This is a genomic window from Shinella sp. M31 (assembly GCF_049199205.1).
In the GTDB taxonomy this organism is placed as follows: Bacteria; Pseudomonadota; Alphaproteobacteria; order Rhizobiales; family Rhizobiaceae; genus Shinella.
In genome coordinates this window covers 1-17,948 of the sequence record NZ_JBLZPH010000170.1, presented here as the reverse complement: position 1 = coordinate 17,948, position 17,948 = coordinate 1, and the positions used below count along the sequence as shown (strand labels likewise).

At 63.7% G+C, this 17,948-nt stretch carries 19 protein-coding genes; 7 read left to right on the top strand and 12 right to left on the bottom strand.

Going from position 1 to position 17,948, the window contains the following annotated elements; all coding sequences use genetic code 11:
- Nucleotides 1-5: 5 nt before the first annotated feature.
- From ACOZKU_RS26460 to glpK, 4 genes are all read right to left on the bottom strand, one after another.
- Nucleotides 6-1,262, bottom strand: a complete 1,257-nt coding sequence (locus ACOZKU_RS26460) for an RNA polymerase sigma factor (protein WP_421581412.1) — start codon at nt 1,260-1,262, stop codon at nt 6-8.
- Nucleotides 1,259-1,633, bottom strand: a complete 375-nt coding sequence (locus tag ACOZKU_RS26455) for a YciI family protein (protein ID WP_421581411.1) — start codon at nt 1,631-1,633, stop codon at nt 1,259-1,261. Before ACOZKU_RS26455 ends, ACOZKU_RS26460 begins: the two co-directional genes overlap by 4 nt.
- Nucleotides 1,634-1,728: 95 nt before the next feature.
- Nucleotides 1,729-2,127 carry a hypothetical protein gene (locus ACOZKU_RS26450; protein WP_421581410.1) on the bottom strand — a complete coding sequence of 133 codons (399 nt, stop codon included), beginning with the start codon at nt 2,125-2,127 and terminating at the stop codon, nt 1,729-1,731.
- A gap of 49 nt (nt 2,128-2,176) precedes the next feature.
- Nucleotides 2,177-3,670 (bottom strand): glycerol kinase GlpK, encoded by a 1,494-nt coding sequence (gene glpK / locus ACOZKU_RS26445; RefSeq protein ID WP_421581409.1) that lies wholly within the window; start codon nt 3,668-3,670, stop codon nt 2,177-2,179.
- Nucleotides 3,671-3,879: 209 nt separating this feature from the next.
- On the opposite strand from glpK, the gene ACOZKU_RS26440 reads away from it, so the two are divergent.
- On the top strand, nt 3,880-4,653 hold the full coding sequence (locus ACOZKU_RS26440; protein WP_421581408.1) for a 3-hydroxybutyrate dehydrogenase: 774 nt from the start codon (nt 3,880-3,882) through the stop codon (nt 4,651-4,653).
- Nucleotides 4,654-4,703: 50 nt separating this feature from the next.
- Nucleotides 4,704-5,525, top strand: coding sequence for a xanthine dehydrogenase accessory protein XdhC (gene xdhC / locus ACOZKU_RS26435; protein WP_421581407.1), 822 nt, complete (start codon nt 4,704-4,706; stop codon nt 5,523-5,525).
- Here the strand turns inward: xdhC and ACOZKU_RS26430 are convergent.
- Entirely contained in the window at nt 5,522-5,803 is a 282-nt protein-coding gene (locus ACOZKU_RS26430) for a hypothetical protein (protein WP_421581406.1), read from the bottom strand. The two genes, xdhC and ACOZKU_RS26430, sit on opposite strands and share 4 nt — an antisense overlap.
- Here ACOZKU_RS26430 and ACOZKU_RS26425 point away from each other — a divergent pair.
- Both ACOZKU_RS26425 and greA read left to right on the top strand, forming a co-directional pair.
- The gene (locus tag ACOZKU_RS26425) at nt 5,802-6,695 is read left to right on the top strand and encodes a LysR substrate-binding domain-containing protein (RefSeq protein WP_314085592.1); all 894 of its coding nucleotides are present in this window, start codon (nt 5,802-5,804) and stop codon (nt 6,693-6,695) included. The genes ACOZKU_RS26430 and ACOZKU_RS26425 overlap by 2 nt on opposite strands.
- Nucleotides 6,696-6,725: 30 nt before the next feature.
- Nucleotides 6,726-7,208 (top strand): transcription elongation factor GreA, encoded by a 483-nt coding sequence (greA, locus tag ACOZKU_RS26420; protein WP_421581405.1) that lies wholly within the window; start codon nt 6,726-6,728, stop codon nt 7,206-7,208.
- A gap of 17 nt (nt 7,209-7,225) precedes the next feature.
- On the opposite strand, the gene ACOZKU_RS26415 is transcribed toward greA, so the two are convergent.
- On the bottom strand, nt 7,226-7,939 hold the full coding sequence (locus ACOZKU_RS26415; protein WP_421581404.1) for a glutathione S-transferase: 714 nt from the start codon (nt 7,937-7,939) through the stop codon (nt 7,226-7,228).
- A 111-nt stretch (nt 7,940-8,050) separates the two neighbouring features.
- On the opposite strand from ACOZKU_RS26415, the gene guaD reads away from it, so the two are divergent.
- Nucleotides 8,051-9,358, top strand: a complete 1,308-nt coding sequence (gene guaD, locus ACOZKU_RS26410) for a guanine deaminase (RefSeq protein ID WP_421581403.1) — start codon at nt 8,051-8,053, stop codon at nt 9,356-9,358.
- On the opposite strand, the gene uraH is transcribed toward guaD, so the two are convergent.
- The 4 genes from uraH to puuE are packed head-to-tail and all read right to left on the bottom strand — an operon-like array spanning nt 9,355 to nt 11,698.
- The gene (gene uraH, locus ACOZKU_RS26405) at nt 9,355-9,717 is read right to left on the bottom strand and encodes a hydroxyisourate hydrolase (protein WP_421581402.1); all 363 of its coding nucleotides are present in this window, start codon (nt 9,715-9,717) and stop codon (nt 9,355-9,357) included. The two genes, guaD and uraH, sit on opposite strands and share 4 nt — an antisense overlap.
- Nucleotides 9,718-9,725: 8 nt before the next feature.
- Nucleotides 9,726-10,220, bottom strand: coding sequence for an ureidoglycolate lyase (locus ACOZKU_RS26400; protein ID WP_421581401.1), 495 nt, complete (start codon nt 10,218-10,220; stop codon nt 9,726-9,728).
- A 51-nt stretch (nt 10,221-10,271) separates the two neighbouring features.
- Nucleotides 10,272-10,769 carry a 2-oxo-4-hydroxy-4-carboxy-5-ureidoimidazoline decarboxylase gene (uraD, locus tag ACOZKU_RS26395; RefSeq protein ID WP_421581400.1) on the bottom strand — a complete coding sequence of 166 codons (498 nt, stop codon included), beginning with the start codon at nt 10,767-10,769 and terminating at the stop codon, nt 10,272-10,274.
- Entirely contained in the window at nt 10,766-11,698 is a 933-nt protein-coding gene (gene puuE, locus ACOZKU_RS26390; RefSeq protein WP_314085608.1) for an allantoinase PuuE, read from the bottom strand. Before puuE ends, uraD begins: the two co-directional genes overlap by 4 nt.
- 120 nt (nt 11,699-11,818) lie before the next feature.
- Here puuE and ACOZKU_RS26385 point away from each other — a divergent pair, with 120 nt between their 5' ends.
- Nucleotides 11,819-12,187, top strand: coding sequence for a PRC-barrel domain-containing protein (locus tag ACOZKU_RS26385; RefSeq protein WP_117367098.1), 369 nt, complete (start codon nt 11,819-11,821; stop codon nt 12,185-12,187).
- Nucleotides 12,188-12,194: 7 nt separating this feature from the next.
- Here ACOZKU_RS26385 and ACOZKU_RS26380 read toward each other — a convergent pair whose 3' ends face one another.
- Entirely contained in the window at nt 12,195-13,370 is a 1,176-nt protein-coding gene (locus ACOZKU_RS26380) for an NAD(P)/FAD-dependent oxidoreductase (RefSeq protein WP_421581399.1), read from the bottom strand.
- On the opposite strand from ACOZKU_RS26380, the gene mnmD reads away from it, so the two are divergent.
- The gene (gene mnmD, locus ACOZKU_RS26375; RefSeq protein ID WP_421581398.1) at nt 13,369-14,091 is read left to right on the top strand and encodes a tRNA (5-methylaminomethyl-2-thiouridine)(34)-methyltransferase MnmD; all 723 of its coding nucleotides are present in this window, start codon (nt 13,369-13,371) and stop codon (nt 14,089-14,091) included. The genes ACOZKU_RS26380 and mnmD overlap by 2 nt on opposite strands.
- A gap of 4 nt (nt 14,092-14,095) precedes the next feature.
- On the opposite strand, the gene ACOZKU_RS26370 is transcribed toward mnmD, so the two are convergent.
- Nucleotides 14,096-17,746 (bottom strand): response regulator, encoded by a 3,651-nt coding sequence (locus ACOZKU_RS26370; protein ID WP_421581397.1) that lies wholly within the window; start codon nt 17,744-17,746, stop codon nt 14,096-14,098.
- Nucleotides 17,747-17,948: the final 202 nt, after the last annotated feature.

The following is a 17,948-nucleotide window of genomic DNA, read 5'->3' as shown; positions in this document are numbered from 1 at the left end:
ACGGATTATTTTTCAGCCGTCGCCATTTCCCGCTGCACGCAATCGAGATGCTGGCGGATATGGGCAGCCTCGGCGGGCGTGGTGGCAAGCGCAATGGCGCGGTCGAAGGCCTCGTACGCCTCGCGGTAGCGGCCGAGCTGTTTGAGCAGGCCGCCGCGCAGGCCGTGAAAATAGAAATAGCCGGAGAGCTTTTCCGAAAGCGGCTCGACCAGCGCCAGCGCCGCCTCCGGCCCTTCCCGCTTCGACACCGCGACGGCGCGGTTGAGCCGCACCACCGGCGACGGCTGCAGGCGCTCCAGCGTCTGGTAGAGCAGATCGATCTGCAGCCAGTCCGTCTCGGCCGCCGTCGCAGCGCGGGCGTGCAGGGCGGCAATCGCCGCCTGGATTTGGAACGCACCGGGCGCGCGGTGGCGGATCGCCTTGTCGATCAGCACCAGCGCCTCGTCGATCAGCGCACGGTCCCACAGCGACCGATCCTGATCCTCCAGAAGCACGATCTGGCCGTCCGCATCGAAACGGGCGTCGAGCCGCGAATGCTGGAGGAGCAGCAGCGCCGTCAGCCCCATGATCTCGGGCTCGGACGGGAACAGTTTCAAGAGAAGTCGCGCCAGCCGGATCGCCTCCGCGCAGAACGGCGTATCGGCACGCTCCGGCACGCCGGCCGAATAGCCCTCGTTGAAGACGAGATAAATCATCGCCGCGACGAGCCCCAGCCGTTCGGCGCGCGCCACGGCATCAGGCGTCTCGAAGGGAATGCCGGCGGCGGCCACCTTCGTCTTGGCGCGCGTGATGCGCTGCTCCATCGCCGCTTCGGACACGAGGAAGGCGCGGGCGATCTGCTTGACCGAAAGGCCGGAGACGATGCGCAGCGCCAGCGCGATCTGCTGGGTCGCCGGCAGGTCGGGGTGGCAGCAGACGAAGAGCAGGCGCAGGATGTCGTCGCGGTAATGCGCACCGTCCAGCCGGTCGGCGAGATCGCTTTCCGTGTCCTCCAGATCGGACAGAACCTCTTCGGGCGGAAGCGGCTGGTGTTTGGCGCGTTTCCTCACCTGGTCGATGCCGCTGTTGCGGCCGACGAAGATGAGCCAGGCTGCCGGATCGCGTGGTGGGCCCTTTTCGGGCCAGGTCTTCAGCGCGCGAAGGCAGGCCTCCTGAAAGGCCTCCTCCGCCAGGTCGAGGTTGCGGAAGTAGCGCAACAGCGCCCCCATGGCCTGCGGCCGTGCCGATGTCAGCGCCAGATCGATCCAGGCAAGGTCTGTCATGTTATGGGCACTCCCGGATTGAAGAACTGCAACGGCCGGATTTCATAGGTGCCGTTGGCCGGATTGGCGGCGGAAAGCTCGCGCGCGAAGGTGATCGCCTCCTCCAGCGTCGCCGCCTCCAAAACGAAGAAGCCGAGAAACTGCTCCTTGGTTTCCGCGAAGGGGCCATCCATGATGATGTCGTCCGTCGCCCCCTTGCGCACCGTGACGGCCGCCGTCGTCGGCATCAGCCGGGCGACGGGACCAAGCTTGCCGGCCTCGGCGTAACGCTGGTTGACGGCGCCGAGATCGGCCATGACCTTGTCGTCCAGCTCCTTCGACCAGGCGGAGACTTCGCTTTCGGAATCGTAACAAAGAACGGCATACAGCATGGTGAACTCCCGTTGACTGAAAGACGTAGGAGTAGCGTCTCAGCCGACAGGGCGCACCGGATTATTTTCGATTTTTGACAGAAGATCCGGCCGGATCAGATCTTGAACACGTCGTCCCGCCAGAACACGATGACGTAGCCGCCGTTGGGCGCATCCGCCCAGGCCCGCAATTGCGCATGATACGGCTCGCGCCGCCAGATATCGGGATGGTCGGGATCGACAAGAACCGTAATCTGCGGCCCCTGCCGGTAGATCATCATATGCGAGCGGGCTGGCTCCCAGGCCTCCCCGAGCGCCTCATCGGTCATCCATAGACAGAGAAAATCCCGGCAGACCGAGGGCCGGTCCACATAGATCGAGCAGCCTTTGCCCTCGATGCAATGCCGGCACCAGACATTGGCCGGCTTGTCGAACAGGTCTATGTCCGGCAACCGGCAACAGAGCGTGCAGGTGCCGCAGGATCGGCCGGGGACGATGGTCGGGGATGGATGCATGGGCGACGCATAGCATCCGCCTGCGCCGCCATGAAGAGGGAACGGAACGTTACCCCGCGCTCAAGGTGCGGCGCACCGCATCCTTCCAACCCTTGATCTTCACCGAGCGGGTCTTCTCGTCCATCTCCGGTTCAAAGCGCGTATCGCGAGCCCAGGATTTCGCAAAACCCTTGCGATCCGGCCAGACGCGGGCGCGCTGGCCGGCAAGCCAGGCGGCGCCGAGCGCGGTCGTCTCTAGAATGGTCGGGCGGTCGACGGGCGCGTCGAGGATGTCGGAGAGGCGCTGCATGGTCCAGTCGGAGGCGACCATGCCGCCGTCGACGCGCAGCACGGTTTCCTTGCCGTCGGCCTTCCAGTCCTTGTGCATGGCGTCGAGCAGGTCGCGCGTCTGGTAGCAGACGGCCTCCAGCGCCGCGCGGGCGAATTCCGCCGGCCCCGTATTGCGCGTCATGCCATAGATGGCGGCGCGTGCTTCCGGGTCCCAGTGCGGCGCACCGAGACCTGTGAAGGCCGGTACGAGATAGACGTTCTGCGTCGGATCGGCTTGTGCCGCGAGATCACCCGTATCGGGCGCGGCCTTGATGACCTTCAGCCCGTCGCGCAGCCATTGCACGGCAGCGCCGGCGATGAAGATCGAGCCTTCCAGCGCATAGGTCGTCTCGCCGTCGAGCCGGTAGGCAATGGTGGTGAGGAGGCGGTTCTTCGAGCGCACCATGTCGGCGCCGGTGTTGAGCAGCGCAAAGCAGCCGGTCCCATAGGTGGATTTCATCATGCCCGGTTCGAAGCAGGCCTGGCCGATGGTCGCCGCCTGCTGGTCGCCGGCCACGCCGAGGATCGGGATTTCCGCGCCGAACAAGCTCTTTTCCGTGATGCCGAAATCGGCGGCACAATCCAGAACCTTCGGCAGCATGGCCTTCGGCACGCGTAGGATGTCCAGGAGTTCGTTGTCCCAGTCATTTGCCGCGATGTTGTACATCAGCGTGCGGCTGGCATTGGTGGCATCCGTCACATGCGATTTGCCGCCGGTGAGGCGCCAGATTAGGAACGTGTCGATCGTGCCGAAGCAGAGATCGCCCTTGGCGCCCCGCGCCCGCGCGCCCTTCACGTTGGAGAGCATCCAGGAGAGTTTCGTGCCGGAGAAATAGGGGTCGAGCAGCAGGCCGGTCTTCTTGGTGAAGGTCTTTTCGAGGTCCTGCTTCTTCAGCTTGTCGCAATAGGAGGCGGTGCGGCGGTCCTGCCAGACGATAGCGTTATGGATCGGCTTGCCGCTCTCGCGTTCCCAGACGACAACCGTCTCGCGCTGGTTGGTGATGCCGATGGCGGAAATGTCGGAGGCCTTGACGTCGGCTTTCTTCAGCGCCGCCTTGACGGACCAGAGCACGCTCTCCCAAATCTCTTCCGGATCATGCTCGACCCAGCCGGACTGCGGAAAGATCTGCGTGAATTCCTTCTGGCCGGAACCGACGACCTTCTGTTTGCCGTCGAAAACGATCGCCCGGCTCGACGTCGTGCCCTGATCGATCGCGAGAACATATCCGCTCATGCAGTCCTCCCCTTGGAAAGCCTCTCCCAGGCCATTCGGAATCTTCAATACGAGACTAAAACGAATGTCAAAGGAAAATAAAACGCAAGTCCCGCTTCGCTTCCAGCGGGACTGTAGCGTGCGGAAAACACAATTGTCATCGCTTGAGTTTTCGGCGTAGGCTATCGCAACCCACATCACCTGGGCAGCATGACCTGGAGAGTACAAGCATGAAAAGTGTCGTCGTCACCGGCTCCACCAGCGGCATCGGCCTCGCCATTGCCGAGGCTTTTTCGGAAACCGGCGCAAACGTCATCATCAACGGCTTCGGCAATGCCGATGAGATTGAGGCGATCAGGGCCAGGCTCGACGGTCTCGGCAACGGCCGCGTGCTCTACCACCCCGCCGACATGACGAAGCCGCACGAAATCTCCCACCTGATCCAGACCGCCGTGGAGGAATTCGACGGCGTCGATATCCTCGTCAACAATGCCGGCATCCAGCATGTCGAGAAGATCGAGAATTTTCCGCCGGAAAAGTGGGACCAGATCATCGCGATCAATCTCTCCTCCTCGTTCCACACCATCCGCAATGCCGTCCCGCATATGAAGCGCAAGGGCTGGGGCCGCATCATCAATATCGCCTCCGCCCACGGCCTCGTCGCCTCGCCGTTCAAGGCGGCCTATGTGGCGGCGAAACACGGCGTCATGGGGCTGACGAAGACCGTTGCGCTCGAAGTGGCCGAAAACCGCATCACCGCCAACACGATCTGCCCCGGCTATGTGCTGACGCCGTTGGTCGAAAAGCAGATCCCCGACACGGCCAAGGCGCGCGGCATCAGCGAGGCGCAGGTGAAGTCCGATGTCATGCTGAAATTCCAGCCGACCAAGGAATTCGTCGGCACCGACGAAGTGGCGGCCATCGCGCTTTTCCTCGCGTCTGATGCGGCAAAATCGATCAACGGCACCCATATCTCCGTCGATGGCGGCTGGACCGCCCAATAAAATAGGTGCGCGCTCAGCCCGATCCGGCTTCATGCGCGAAGAAGGACGAAATGAACTTTCTGCAGGACAGTCTCGCGGGCTTTCTCGCCCGCGAATATCGCGTCGTCATCGTCGATATCACCGCTACCAAGGGCTCGGCACCGCGCGATGAGGGCACCTTCATGCTGGTCGCGCCGACGGAGATCCATGGCACGATCGGTGGCGGACAGCTGGAATATGCGGCCATCGAGAATGCGCGCAAGCTGCTGGCGGATAGCGGTGGCGAGGCGACACTCGATATTCCGCTCGGCCCGGAAGACGGCGACTGTTGCGGCGGCCGCGTCGCCCTGCGCTTCACATTCGCCGACGAGGAGGCCCGCCGCGCGCTCGACCGGCGCCTTGCGGAAGACGAGCGGTTAAAGCCGCAGGTCTGGATTTTCGGCGCCGGCCATGTCGGCCGGGCGCTCGCCGACGCGCTGACCATGCTGCCGATCAAGGTCTTCGTGGTGGAGGCGCGCGAAACGGCGCTCGACCAGCTGACGTCGGAGGTGCATCACCGCTTCGCCGCCCTGCCGGAAGCGTTGGTCGCCGATATTCCCGCCGGCTCCGCCGTCGTCATCGTGACCCACGACCATGCGCTCGATTTCCGCATCGGCAGCCAGGCACTTCAACGGACCGACCTCGCCTATATCGGCATGGTCGGCTCGCAGTCGAAGCGCGGCACATTCCTGCATCATCTCGACGAACAGGGGGTGCCGCGCAGCGCGGCCGACCGGCTGGTTCTGCCGATCGGCGGCAGTGCGGTGGACGACAAACGCCCCGAGGTCATCGCCGCGATGACCGCCTCCGAAGTGCTGCTCGCCTTCGCCGAATGGCGCCGCAGCAACGGCTAACCTCGGCCATCCAGAAAACCGAGATCCCGCTTCAGATGATCGGACAGTTCGTCCGGGTGCAGGCGCGGCATGCGGTTACGCTTGCGGACGATAAAGGCGAGAGAGAGCTTATGCCAAAGGTCGGCAAGCGGCCTCCGCTTTTGCCTTACCGGCATTGTTTCGATAGTGCATGTCATGGTAAAACCTCGTGAATTCCATCCATTGCGTGCAGAATGCGCCCGCTGAGGATGGAATTCCAATCGAACCTTCGTCTGCATGCATGAAGAGAACTTGGCCATGAAGATGTCGCGCAACTTTCCGCTGAACGCGCTTCGGGTCTTCGAGGCGGCCGCCAGGCACGCGAGTTTCACCCGCGCCGGTGACGAACTCGGCATGACGCAGACGGCCGTCAGCTACCAGATCAAGCTCCTTGAAGAGACGCTCGGCGAAACCCTGTTCCTGCGCCAGCCGCGCCAGGTGCTGTTGAGCGAGGCCGGCGAGCGTCTGGCGCCGAAGGTGGGCGAAGGCCTGGCAAAACTCGCCGAGGCCGTGGCCGATCTAAAGGGCGCGACGGAAGACAAGCTGCACATCCACTCGACGCCGACCTTCGCCACGCAATGGCTGAGCCGCACGCTCGGTGATTTCCAGCTCAAGCATCCGAACATCGCCGTCCGGCTCTCCACCTCGCAGGATCTGATCGATTTCTCGCGGGAGGAAGCCGATATCTCGATCCGCTGGGGCAAGGGCGACTGGCCGGGACTGGAGTGCCACCACATCATGAGCATGGATTTCGCGCCGCTGCTCAACCCGGCTTTGGCGGAGACGATCGGCGGCGTGCACGAGCCGGCCGATCTCCTGAAGCTGCCGATCATCAGCCCGCCGGATATCTGGTGGCGCACTTGGTTTTCCGCCGCCGGCATCGACAATCCCGGGCTCGAGCGCTATCCGCCCAACGAACTCGGCGTCCAGACCATCGACGCGCAGGTCGCGATGGCCGGCCAGGGGGTGGCGATCCTCAATCCCGGTCATTTCCGCATGGAGATTGCCGCCGGCCTGCTCTACCAGCCTTTCGAACTCACCTGTAACGACGGGCGCGATTATTGGCTCGCTTATCCGGAAAACCGGCGCAACATTTTGAAAATCCGCGCGTTTCGCGATTGGATTCTGGCGACGATGCCGCAGCGGGCGTAAAGTGCCGGGAAGCAACAGGGAGTCTTGATTGTGAGCGTCGCCTTCATGAAGGAAGAGAGTGCCGAAACCGCAGCGGAAACCCTGCTGCCTGAACGGCCGATTTCGCCTCACCCGAACCTCGTCACCGAAACGGGCCTGAAGGCGCTCGAGACGCAGCTTGCGGAGGCGCGCGCGGCCTTCGAGGCAGCCAATGCGATCGAGGACATCAACGAAAAACGCCGCCAGCTCGCCGGCCCCTCACGCGACATCCGCTATCTCGTCGAGCGGCTGCGCACCGCACAGGTCATGGCCGACCCGTCCTCGTCCGAAACCGTCGCCTTCGGCAACACGGTGAAATTCAGCCGCGACGACGGCCGCGTCCAGACCTACCGCATCGTCGGCGAGGACGAGGCCGATCCCAAGGCCGGCACGATCTCCTATGTCTCGCCCGTCGCACGCCTGCTGCTCGGCAAGGGCGTCGGCGACCTCGTGACGCTGAATGGGCAGGAACTGGAGATCGTCGCGATTTCCTGAGCAGCCCGCAGAAGGCTCTACGGCCGGCCATCCAGTTCGGGATAATGACGAAACAGATCACTTTCGTTGCTCGGTAGGCGGCGGTCGCTTGCGAGATAGGCGGCAATCTTCGGGTGTTGCGAGACGGAGCGGCAAAGCTCCGTGATATAGGGATAACGCTGCTCGACACCCGCCATCAGCTTCGGAAAGGCATAGGTCAGGCCGTCCATGGCCTGAAACAGCGACAGGTCGGCATAGCTCAGCCGGCTGCCCACCAGATGGGCCGGGCCTTCCGGGTTGCGGGCGAGAATGCCTTCGAACCAGTCGAGGAACTTTGGGACGCGCTCCTCGCGGAATTCGCGGGCGCGGCGCAGGGATTCCGGTTTCTGGTTCTCGTAATATTCACCGGCGCCGATCGGGTGGTGCACGTCGTGGCCTTCGAGAATGAAGTCGGCGATGGTGAGTTGGATCTGGTGCGTCCAGAGCCTCTGGCTCGGCTCCTTGGGCGCGAGATCGAGCTTGTCGCCAAGATAAAGCAGGATGGCGGCCACCTGACCGACCATCACGTCGCCATCCCTCAGAAAGGGTGGCGCGAAGGAAGGCGTCGCCGCTTCCTTGCTTACCCGCGCGATGACGCCGTCACCTTCCTCGCGTGCGACATCGCGATAGGGCACGCCAATTGCTTCGAGAGCGAGGCGAACATATTCACCGCGCCCCTGAATGCCGGTCCAGTAATAGAGTTCGTAAGCCATGGCCCAAAATACACCGGACAGGGCTTCGGTTCCACCCGGCAATTGCCCTCCTCGCCCGCACGCTCTATCTGGAAGGACGAATTCTTGCCGCAGTAAAGGACACGGACCGCCATGACCAGAACCCTTATCCGCGGGCGCCTGCTCTCCTTCCTGCGCCGTCCCGAAACGATCGACGATACGGCAAGCTATCGCTACGAGGAGGATGGTGGCCTGGTGGTCGAGGATGGCAGGATCGTTGCCATCGGTGCCTATATGACGGTGCGTGCGGAAGCATCCGAGGATGTGGAGGAGATCGACCACCGGCCGCATCTCATCTTGCCGGGCCTGATCGACACGCACCTGCATTTCCCGCAGATGCAGGTGATCGGCTCCTATGCCGCCAACCTGCTCGAATGGCTGAACACCTACACCTTCCCCGAGGAATGCCGCTTCGTCGAAAGCGAACACGCCGCCCGCATCTCCCGGCATTTCTACGACGAGATGATCCGCCAGGGCACGACGACCGCGGTCGCCTATTGCTCGGTGCACAAAACCTCGGCCGACGCCTATTTCGCCGAGGCGCTGAAGCGCGGCATGCGCATGATCGGCGGCAAGGTGATGATGGACCGCAACGCGCCGCAGGGCCTGCTTGATACGCCCGAGATGGGCTACGACGAGACCCGTGCGGTCATTGCCGAATGGCATGGCAAGGGCCGCAACCACGTCGCCATCACCCCGCGCTTCGCCATCACCTCGACGCCGGCGCAGATGGAGATGGCGGCGGCGCTGGCCCGCGAGTTCCCCGACCTGCACATCCAGACGCATCTCTCGGAAAATCACGACGAGATCCGCTTCACCAGCGAACTCTATGCCGATGCCATCGACTATACGGATGTCTATGCGAAATATGGTCTGCTCGGCCGCAAAAGCCTGTTCGGCCACTGCATCCATCTGTCGGAGCGCGAGGCGGATGCGATGAGCGAGGCGGGTGCGGTGGCAGTGCACTGCCCCACGTCCAACCTCTTCCTCGGCTCCGGCCTCTTTCCGTTGAAGGCACTGTCGCGGCGGGAAAAGCCCGTGCGCATCGGCGTCGCCACCGATATCGGCGGCGGCACCAGCTATTCCATGCTGAAAACGATGGACGAGGCCTACAAGATCCAGCAATTGCTCGGCGAGCGGCTGAACCCGTTCGAGAGTTTCTATCACATGACGCTCGGCAATGCCGAGGCGCTTTCGCTTTCGGATCATATCGGCACGCTGGAAGCCGGCACGGATGCCGACTTCGTGGTGCTCGACGCGGCCGCAACGCCCGCCATGGCGCTGAAGATGGAAGTGGTGCGCTCGCTGACGGACGAACTCTTCCTGCTCCAGACGCTGGGCGACGACCGCGCAGTGCGCGAGACCTATGTGGCGGGCAGGCCGATGAAGGCCACCCTTTAGCTCCCGCGATAGGTCGCGTAGCTATAGGCCGAGAGCAGCAGCGGCACGTGATAATGGCTCGACGGATCGGCGACGCCGAAACGCAGCGGGATGCGGTCGAGGAAGGCGGGCTCGGTGACGGCGGCACCGGAGGCGCGCAGGTAATCGCCGGCATAGAACAGCAGTTCATAGGTGCCGGCCGCAAAGCCGGCACCTTCCATAAGCGGAGCATCGACGCGGCCGTCGTCATTGGTGACGGCGCTCGTTAAGCGCTGGCGCTCCTCGTTCACAATCCGGAAGAGATCGATCTTCAGGCCCGCGGCGGGCTTGCCCAGCGCGGTGTCGAGAACGTGGGTGGTCAGGCGGCCGGTCTTGCTCATAAGTCCTCTCAGGGTGCTTCTATGACGAAGGGTTCTTCGAGGAAGAACTCTTCCAGGTTGACGCCGCCTCCCAGACGGTCGACGACGAGGAAATCGCTGACGGCGCCCACCGCGATCAGCGGATGGTGCCAGACATTGCGGCGATAGTTCACCCCCTGCCGGCCACCGGCGCGAAACACCTTCGGCTTGCCGGGCTTTCCGCCCTCGTCTTCCGCCACCACCACCAGCCAGGGCCGGTCGTCGAGCGGCGAGAAGCTCTGGCTGCCGAACGGATGGCGCTCCATCATGTCGATGACATAGGGAAACGCACGCGGGGTCCCGCGGAAGAGGTTGATGATGACCCTGGCATCCTCGCCCACCGCCTCGGCCTCGGCGAGCGCGTGATAGCGCTCGGTCGTGCCGCCGTTGATGTAGCGCATCGAAGCAGGATCGGCTTCGATGACGGTGCCGAAGGGCGCAAAGGCCTCTTGCGTCAGGGGTTGTATTTCAAGCTTCTCAGCCATCGGACAGCCCTCCCGGGGAGAGGAAGGGCGGTCGTAGGTCATCAGGCATCGTCAATCTCCGGGGAGCAGAGCATTCAACCGGAGGAGCGCGATGCGCTCCACCTGGCTTTTCGCGGTTTCGAATTCTTCTTCGGCCGTATTGCCGATCCGCTTTTCGAAGGCGGCAAGGATGTCGTCCTTGTCAAGGCCTTTGACGGCGATGATGAAGGGGAAGCCGAATTTTTCGACATAGCCGGTGTTGAGTTCGGTGAAGCGGGCGTGTTCGGCCGGGTTCAGCCGGTCGAGGCCGGCGCCGGCCTGCTCCTTGCGGCTGTCCTCCGTCAGCCCGCCGGCGATCGCCAGCTTGCCGGCGAGATCCGGGTGGGCGACGAGCACGCCGAGCTGCTCCTCGCGGCTCGCCTTGCGGAAGACCTCGGTGAGCGCGGCATGCACACCGCCGGCCGTCAACGGCTCGGCGACCGAATTGGCATCCAGCGCCCGCTCGGCGATGAAGGGGGAATGTTCGAAGACGCCGCCGAAGCGGTCGAGGAAGTCGGCCCGGTCGATCATGCGCCCTTCACCTTAGACGGATGATGGTTCTCGATCCAGTGGCGCGCGATGTCGATGCGGCGCGGGATCCAGACCTTCTCGTGACCGAGCACGTAATCGACGAAGCGGGCAAGTGCCGCCGCACGGCCCGGACGGCCGACGAGGCGACAATGCAGGCCGATATTCAACATCTTCGGGCTGCCTTCGGCACCTTCCTGATAGAGCACGTCGAAAGCGTCCTTCAGATAGGTGAAGAACTGGTCGCCCGTGTTGAAGCCCTGCGGCGTGGCAAAGCGCATGTCGTTGGTTTCGAGCGTGTAGGGAATGATCAGGAAGGGCTCGCCATCGAGGCCCGGCACCCAGAACGGCAGGTCGTCGGCATAGGAATCGGAGGAATAGACGAAACCGCCCTCCTCCATGACGAGACGCAGCGTGTTGTCCGAGGGCTTGCCCTGATACATGCCGAGCGGGTGCGAGCCGGTCAGCTCCTTGTGCAGGCGCACCGCCTCGCGGATGTGCTCGCGTTCCTTTTCCTCGGAGAAATCCTTGTATTCCAGCCAGCGATAGCCGTGGCTGGCGATTTCCCAGCCGGCTTCCTTCATGGCGGCGACGGCTTCCGGGTTGCGCGCCATGGCGAGCGTCACGCCATAAACGGTGGTGGTAACGTTGCGGCTGGTGAACAGGCGGTGCAGGCGCCAGAAACCGGCGCGCGAGCCATATTCGTAGATCGATTCCATGTTGAGGTTGCGCTGGCCCGGCCAGACGGCGGCACCGACGATTTCCGACAGAAGGTTTTCCGAATTCGGGTCGCCGTCGAGAATGCAACTCTCGCCGCCCTCCTCATAGTTGATGACGAACTGGACGGCGATGTTGGCATCGCCGGGCCAGCGCACCTGCGGCGGGTTGCGGCCGTAGCCGATCAGGTCGCGCGGATAAATCTTGTCAGTCATGCGGTCACCTTCGGAAGGGGGACAGTCGGTTTTGAAACGGGCATTCGACCCTTCAAAAGGAACCATTACCGCCTTGCGCCGTTTTCTGTCCATCATGCGCAAGGAGAAACACTTATGGTCATGCAGGATGCAAACATTCGTGAAACTCAGGATCTCATTGCCAGCGACAAGGTCGAGGGGACGAGTGTCTATGGCGCCGACGGCAAGCATATCGGTTCAGTGGAGCGTCTGATCCTCGACAAGCGCAGCGGTCACGTCTCCTATGCCGTGCTCAGCTTCGGCGGTTTCCTCGGCATTGGCCACGATCACTATCCGCTGCCATGGAGCAAGCTGCGCTATGACGAGGGCCTCGGTGGCTATCGTGTCGATGTGACGAAGGAACAGGTGGAGGCCGCGCCGCACTACGAAAGTGATGCGGAATACGACTGGAACCGCCGCAACGGCAAGCTGATCCACGATTATTACGGCGTTCCGCCCTACTGGATGTAAGGTGGAGTCAAATCCGACCGGCTTCCTCGAAGTGTGCCGGGACGGTGAATGAGGGCGGCACGTCGAGCGTGCCGCCCTCGATTTCGTTCAGCACCGCGCGGGCGAGCGCATGCGCCAATCCGAAACTCACCTTGAAGCCACCCGTCATCAGGCTGAGATTGCCGTGATCCGGATGTTTCCCGATCATCGGCTCGCGGCCGACCGCCTTGGGGCGCACACCTGCCCAGCGCTCGACGACCGGTGCCTCGGCAAGCACAGGCGCCATCAGCCGCGCCTTTTCGATCAACGCGTAGAGCAGACCATCCGTGCTGTGCGCATCCGCAAATGTGTTTTCGCTCGTGCTGCCGATGGCGACGACGCCGTTTTCATGCGGCACGATATAGAGACCATCGGCAAAGATCACCGGCAGGCCGGGATCGACGGAGGCCCGAAGCAATGCCGCCTGCCCCTTGACGCCCATGCCCACCGGTTTGGCGAACGGGGCCAGGGATTGCAGAAGCGGGAACGTGTCGACACCGGCGGCGAGCACGCAATGGCCGAAGGACAGGAGCGTGCCGTCATCGAGACGGGCAAGGCCGGCGGCGGGCTCGATTGCCGACAGGCCGACGCCTTGCGTAATAGTCACCTTCGCCTGCCGTTCGAGTGCGGCCTTCAAGACAGCAAGGAGACCGCGCGGGGAAAGACGGGCGGCGAGATGGTCGTGCACCAGTCCGTGCGGCATAGCCTCGGCCCCTGGCCAGCCGGCAATCGGCGCGGCGTCCAGCACCTCGAAGGCGAATCTGCGGTCGGCCATCGACCAGACGGATTGCGCATCCCGCGCATGTCCCATCGCCGTATCGCGGTTTTGCGGTTTCGTCACCGGAATGAGGCGGCCGGACCGGCGGTAGCCGGCGGAAAGGCCGGTTTCGACCTCCAGCGCGGCAATCTCCATTTCGATCGATACCAAGGCTGCAAATTGAAACGCCTTCTTGGCATTCCAGCGATCCGGCAGATGCGGCATCAGAGCGCCGAGCACGCCGCCGCTGGCGCCGGCGCCGATATGCCGGCGATCGACGAGATGAACGGAAAGGCCCCTTCGGGCGGCAAAAAGCGCTGTCCAGAGGCCCATGACCCCGCCGCCGGCCACGAGCAGGTCCACGGCCGGTTGACCGGCGGGCTTCACGCGACTATCGGCATTCGGCATGGCTGAAAACGATCCCTACACTGCGCCCGAAACCCTTGGTGTCCTCGACTGGCACGAGGGCGATATGCCCTATTCCAGTGCCTTTGACGATCACTTTTATTGCCGCAACGACGGCCGGCTGGAATGCGGCCACGTCTTCCTGTCCGGCAACGGCCTGCCTGCCCGCTGGCAGCGACCAGAACCGTTCCGCATCGCCGAACTCGGCTTCGGGACCGGCCTCAATTTTTGCGAAACCTGGCTGCAGTGGCGGGAGACGGCGCCGGAAGGGGCAAGCCTGCACTTCACCTCCTTCGAGCGCTTTCCGATGGCGCGCGCAGATATCGACCGGGCGCTCGCCCACTGGCCGGAGCTCGATGCACAGCGCGCGCGCCTCACCGAAAAATGGCCTGATGAACCTGCGGGACGCGTCGAGGTCGAACTGGAACCGCGCGTCCGCTTGACGGTCGTCTGCGGCACGGCGCTGGAAAGCCTTCACCGGGAACAGACACCCTTCGACGCCTGGTTTCTCGATGGCTTCGCGCCCTCGCGCAATCCCGACATGTGGTCGGCGGAGCTGATGGCTGAGGTTTTCCGGCTGACGGTTCCCGGCGGCCGGTTCGGCACCTATGCGGCGGCCGGGTTCGTGCGGCGCAATCTCGCGGCGGCGGGCTTCGTGGTGGAGCGCCGGCCGGGCTTTGCGGGCAAGCGGGAAATGCTCTGCGGGGAAAAGCCGGCGGCCTGATCGCTCAGTGCAGCGTGCCGGTGGCCGCCTGCATCTTGCCGCGCTTCAGCCAGCGGTCGAGCTGCTCCTCCAGCTTCTCGATGCTGATGGGCTTGGCGAGATAATCGTCCATGCCGGCGGCGAGGCACTCTTCGCGATCACCATCAAGCACGTGGGCGGTGACGGCGACAATCGGCACGCGATGGCCCGTGCCGCTTTCGATCTCGCGGATCGCCCGGCTCGCCTGCAGGCCGTTCATCACGGGCATGGAAATATCCATCAGGATCATGCCCGGCCGGCTGGCGCGGAAAAGCGCCACCGCCTCCTCGCCATTGCCGACGATCCGGAAGCGCAGGCCCGCCGCCATCAGCATCTGGGTGAAGAGGATCTGGTTCACTTCATTGTCCTCGGCCACCAGCACATCGAGAACTTCGCCCTCCGGTTCGGCCGTACCCGCCGCATGCGGGCGGAGCGCCAGAACCTTGCCTTCGGCCACAGGTGCGGCGACCGGCTGCGGCCTGCTGCCACGTGTCGCGCGCAGGACCTCGCTCACCGTTTCACGCAGGAGATCGGCCCGCACGGGCTTCATCAGATGCGCCTGAACATGCTGCGAGGACAGAAGCTTGTCGTCGGCCGGAAGGTTCATCGAGGTCAGTACGACGAGCGCGCTTCCGGCCGTTTCCGCATTCTCCCGCAGGGTGCGAACGAAGGCGGGCGAATGATCCGGCTGATAATCGAGAAGGATCGCATCGACATGCACGCTCATATCGGCCGCCGCCGTGAGCACGGCCAGCGCCTCGGCTTCCGAGGCCACCGCCGTCGCATCGAAACCCCAGCCGAGCAAAAGTTCGTGCGAAGCCTTGCGTGAGAGGTCATGCGCATCGACGACGAGAATGCGGGCGCTCGACATCTTGGACGGCATGATGCGGGCCGGCAGCGCCGCGACGGCGAGCGTCATCGGCAGACGCACGGTGAAGATGGAGCCGGCGCCGACGGCACTTTCGGCGACAAGCGTCCCGCCGAAAAGCCGCGTCAGTCCGTCGGTGATGGCAAGGCCGAGGCCGGTGCCCTCGTGGCGGCGCGTCGAGGAGGCATCGACCTGCGAGAATTTTTCGAAGATCGACACCATCTTCTCGGTCGGGATGCCGGCACCCGTATCCTCGACGCGGATTTCGATTTCCACCGCACCGTCGGGTCCGGGCGTTGAAGCCAGATCGATCAGCACGTGACCGCGATCGGTGAATTTCACCGCATTGCCGACGAGGTTGGTGACGATCTGCCGGAAGCGGCCCGCATCGCCCATCACGGCTGCCGGCATCTGAGCGGCACCGCGAACGACAAGCTCGATATCCTTCTCCGCGGCCTTGGCAGACAGCAGCGTCGCGACGTCCTCGATAGCTTCGACCGGGTTGAACGCGACGTCGCGCAGCGTCATCTGGCCGGCATCGATCTTCGAGAAGTCGAGGATGTCGTTGATGATCGTCAACAGCGCATTGCCCGATTTCACCATGATGTCGATGAAGGTCTTCTGGCGCGTGTCGAGATTGGATTTGGCGAGCAACTCCGCCATGCCGAGCACGCCGTTCATCGGTGTGCGGATCTCATGGCTCATATTGGCCAGGAATTCCGACTTCGCCTTGTCGGCCGTCTCGGCGCGCGACACGAGGCGACGCAGCTCGTCTTCGCGGCTCTTGAGGTCGGTGATGTCGGAGAAGACGATGACGTTGCGGCCGCGGCTCGTCGGCGTCACATCGAGGCGCAGCCAACGCTGGTACCCACTGAAGACCGTCAGCGATGCCGGCTTGCCTGTAAGGAGAATGGCGCCGAATTCCCGCGCATCCACCGGTTCCTCGCCGATGAAGCCGGGGATCTTACGATCGATGCAGCTTTGCAGCACCTCCCTCATCGAGGCCCCCGGCTCCAACAGGTGCGCCGGCATGGCGATCATGGTGGACAGCGCCTCGTTGGACAGCACCACTCTGTCGCCTTCGATGATCAGCAGGCCCTGTGCCATCGAGGAGACGGCATCCTCCATGAGGGTGCCGACCTCTTCAAGGGCGCTGCGCGTCTCCAGCACCTCGCGCTCACGCTCGCGCCGCTCGGTGATGTCGATAAAGGTGAGCAGGCACCGGCCGCCGGAAATGGCGCAGCCGGCCTCGATCAGCGTGCGGCCGTTCGCATAGGAGACTTCGCGTACCGGCATTTCACCGGCACGGATGCCGTAGAGGCGGTGTTCGTACCCCTCGGCGCAAGGCGTACCATCCTCGCATGTCGCCCCCTGCACATGCTGGAAATGCAGGAGGTCGCCGAGCGGCCGATCCTTCATCGGCGGCAGCGCACCGTTCCACAGGCCGGCGAAAGCGCCGTTGATCAGCTCGATCGTGCCGGTCTCGTCGACGACCACGATGCCGACGGGCAGCGATTCCACGACGCTCGCAAGGTCCGCGCGCGCCGCTTCGGCCTCACGCTGCGCCTCGATCAGCTGCTCCTCGCGTTTTTTGAGGACTGTCGTGTCCGTTAGGGAACCGATGAGGTAGCTCTTGTCGTCCAGCGTCGTGACGCGATGGAGCCGTGTGATCGTCGGCAGGACGAAACCGTCCGCACGTATATATTCGATCTCGGTTTCGAGCAGCTCGCCAGTGTCGAGCACCTGCTGGTTCTGCGCATGGAACTCGTCGCCCTGTTCGGGATACATGTCGAGCGTGGTGAGGCCGAGCAGTTCCTCCGGCTGCTTGCCCGTCAGCTCGACATAGGCCCGGTTGGCGAAGATCATGCGCTGGTTGTCGTCGCGCATGAAGCTTGCGACGGGCAGCTCGTCGAGCAGCGCGCGATAGAGGCTGATTTCCTGGGAATGCTGGACGAGCCGCGCCTCGCTGTCCTTCAGCGCCGTCACGTCAAGCCGGAAGGCGACCAACCGCCCATCCGGGCGGCGCTGCGTGACGAGGCGCATCCATCCGCCGGCCAGCCGGGCGACCGTCTCGTAGAGCGGCAGGTCGTAGTTGGCGAGGCGGGCGGCAACCCAGCGGTCCCGCTCGGCCGGCGTGGTGCGGCCGACCTCGAAATCGTGCAGGGCCTCGGTGAGGCTCGCAAGGGTAATCGCCCCGTCCGCGAGATCGCCGACCAGCGTGCGGTAGAATTCCCGCATGCAGCTGTTGGCATAGCTCAACCGATTGTCCGCGCCGAAGATCGCGATACCGGCGCCAAAGGCATCCAGCGCGCTCTGGACCGGATCGACATCACATTCGGAATGTCCCCTGCGGGGTGCTTCGAGCGGCTTGCCATTCGTATTGGCAACCGCGCGGACCGACGAGGCCAGTGCCTCGACCGAGGGTGTGAAGAGGGCGACGAGAATGGAGAGCGTCGCCGACAGCCGCTCGCGCTTCAACGCGATATCGAAACTGCCGCCGCCGAAGGGGTGCACGAAGCGGGCGCGTTCGGGATTTCCGAAGATCAGGCAGCGGCGCTCCGGGTCGTCCCGCTCGCCATGGCCGGGCAGTTCGCCGATCTCGTCGCTGCGCAGGCCGATCATCTCCGCCGGGCTATGATCGAACAGGCGGGCATAGGCATCGTTGACGGCAAGATAGCGCAGTTCGCTGCTCTTGACGTAAGCCGGATGCGGGTGCGCGCGAACGCGCTCCATGGCCGTCACCAGCAATTCGTCAAGAGATTCAGTCACGCCATGCGCTCCCCGAAGCGGGACGGAAGAGAGATTTGTACCCCTTGCGGAGTATCATCAATCCTTGAACGGATGGTTAACCGATCGTTGCCAAAGGCGGCCCTTATCCAAGACGGCATTTCCCTGTCGCAAATGACGGGCCATCGCGTCGCAGGATGTGCGACAACGAAAAGAGGCAAACCAGACCGGGGCTGTGCTGCAT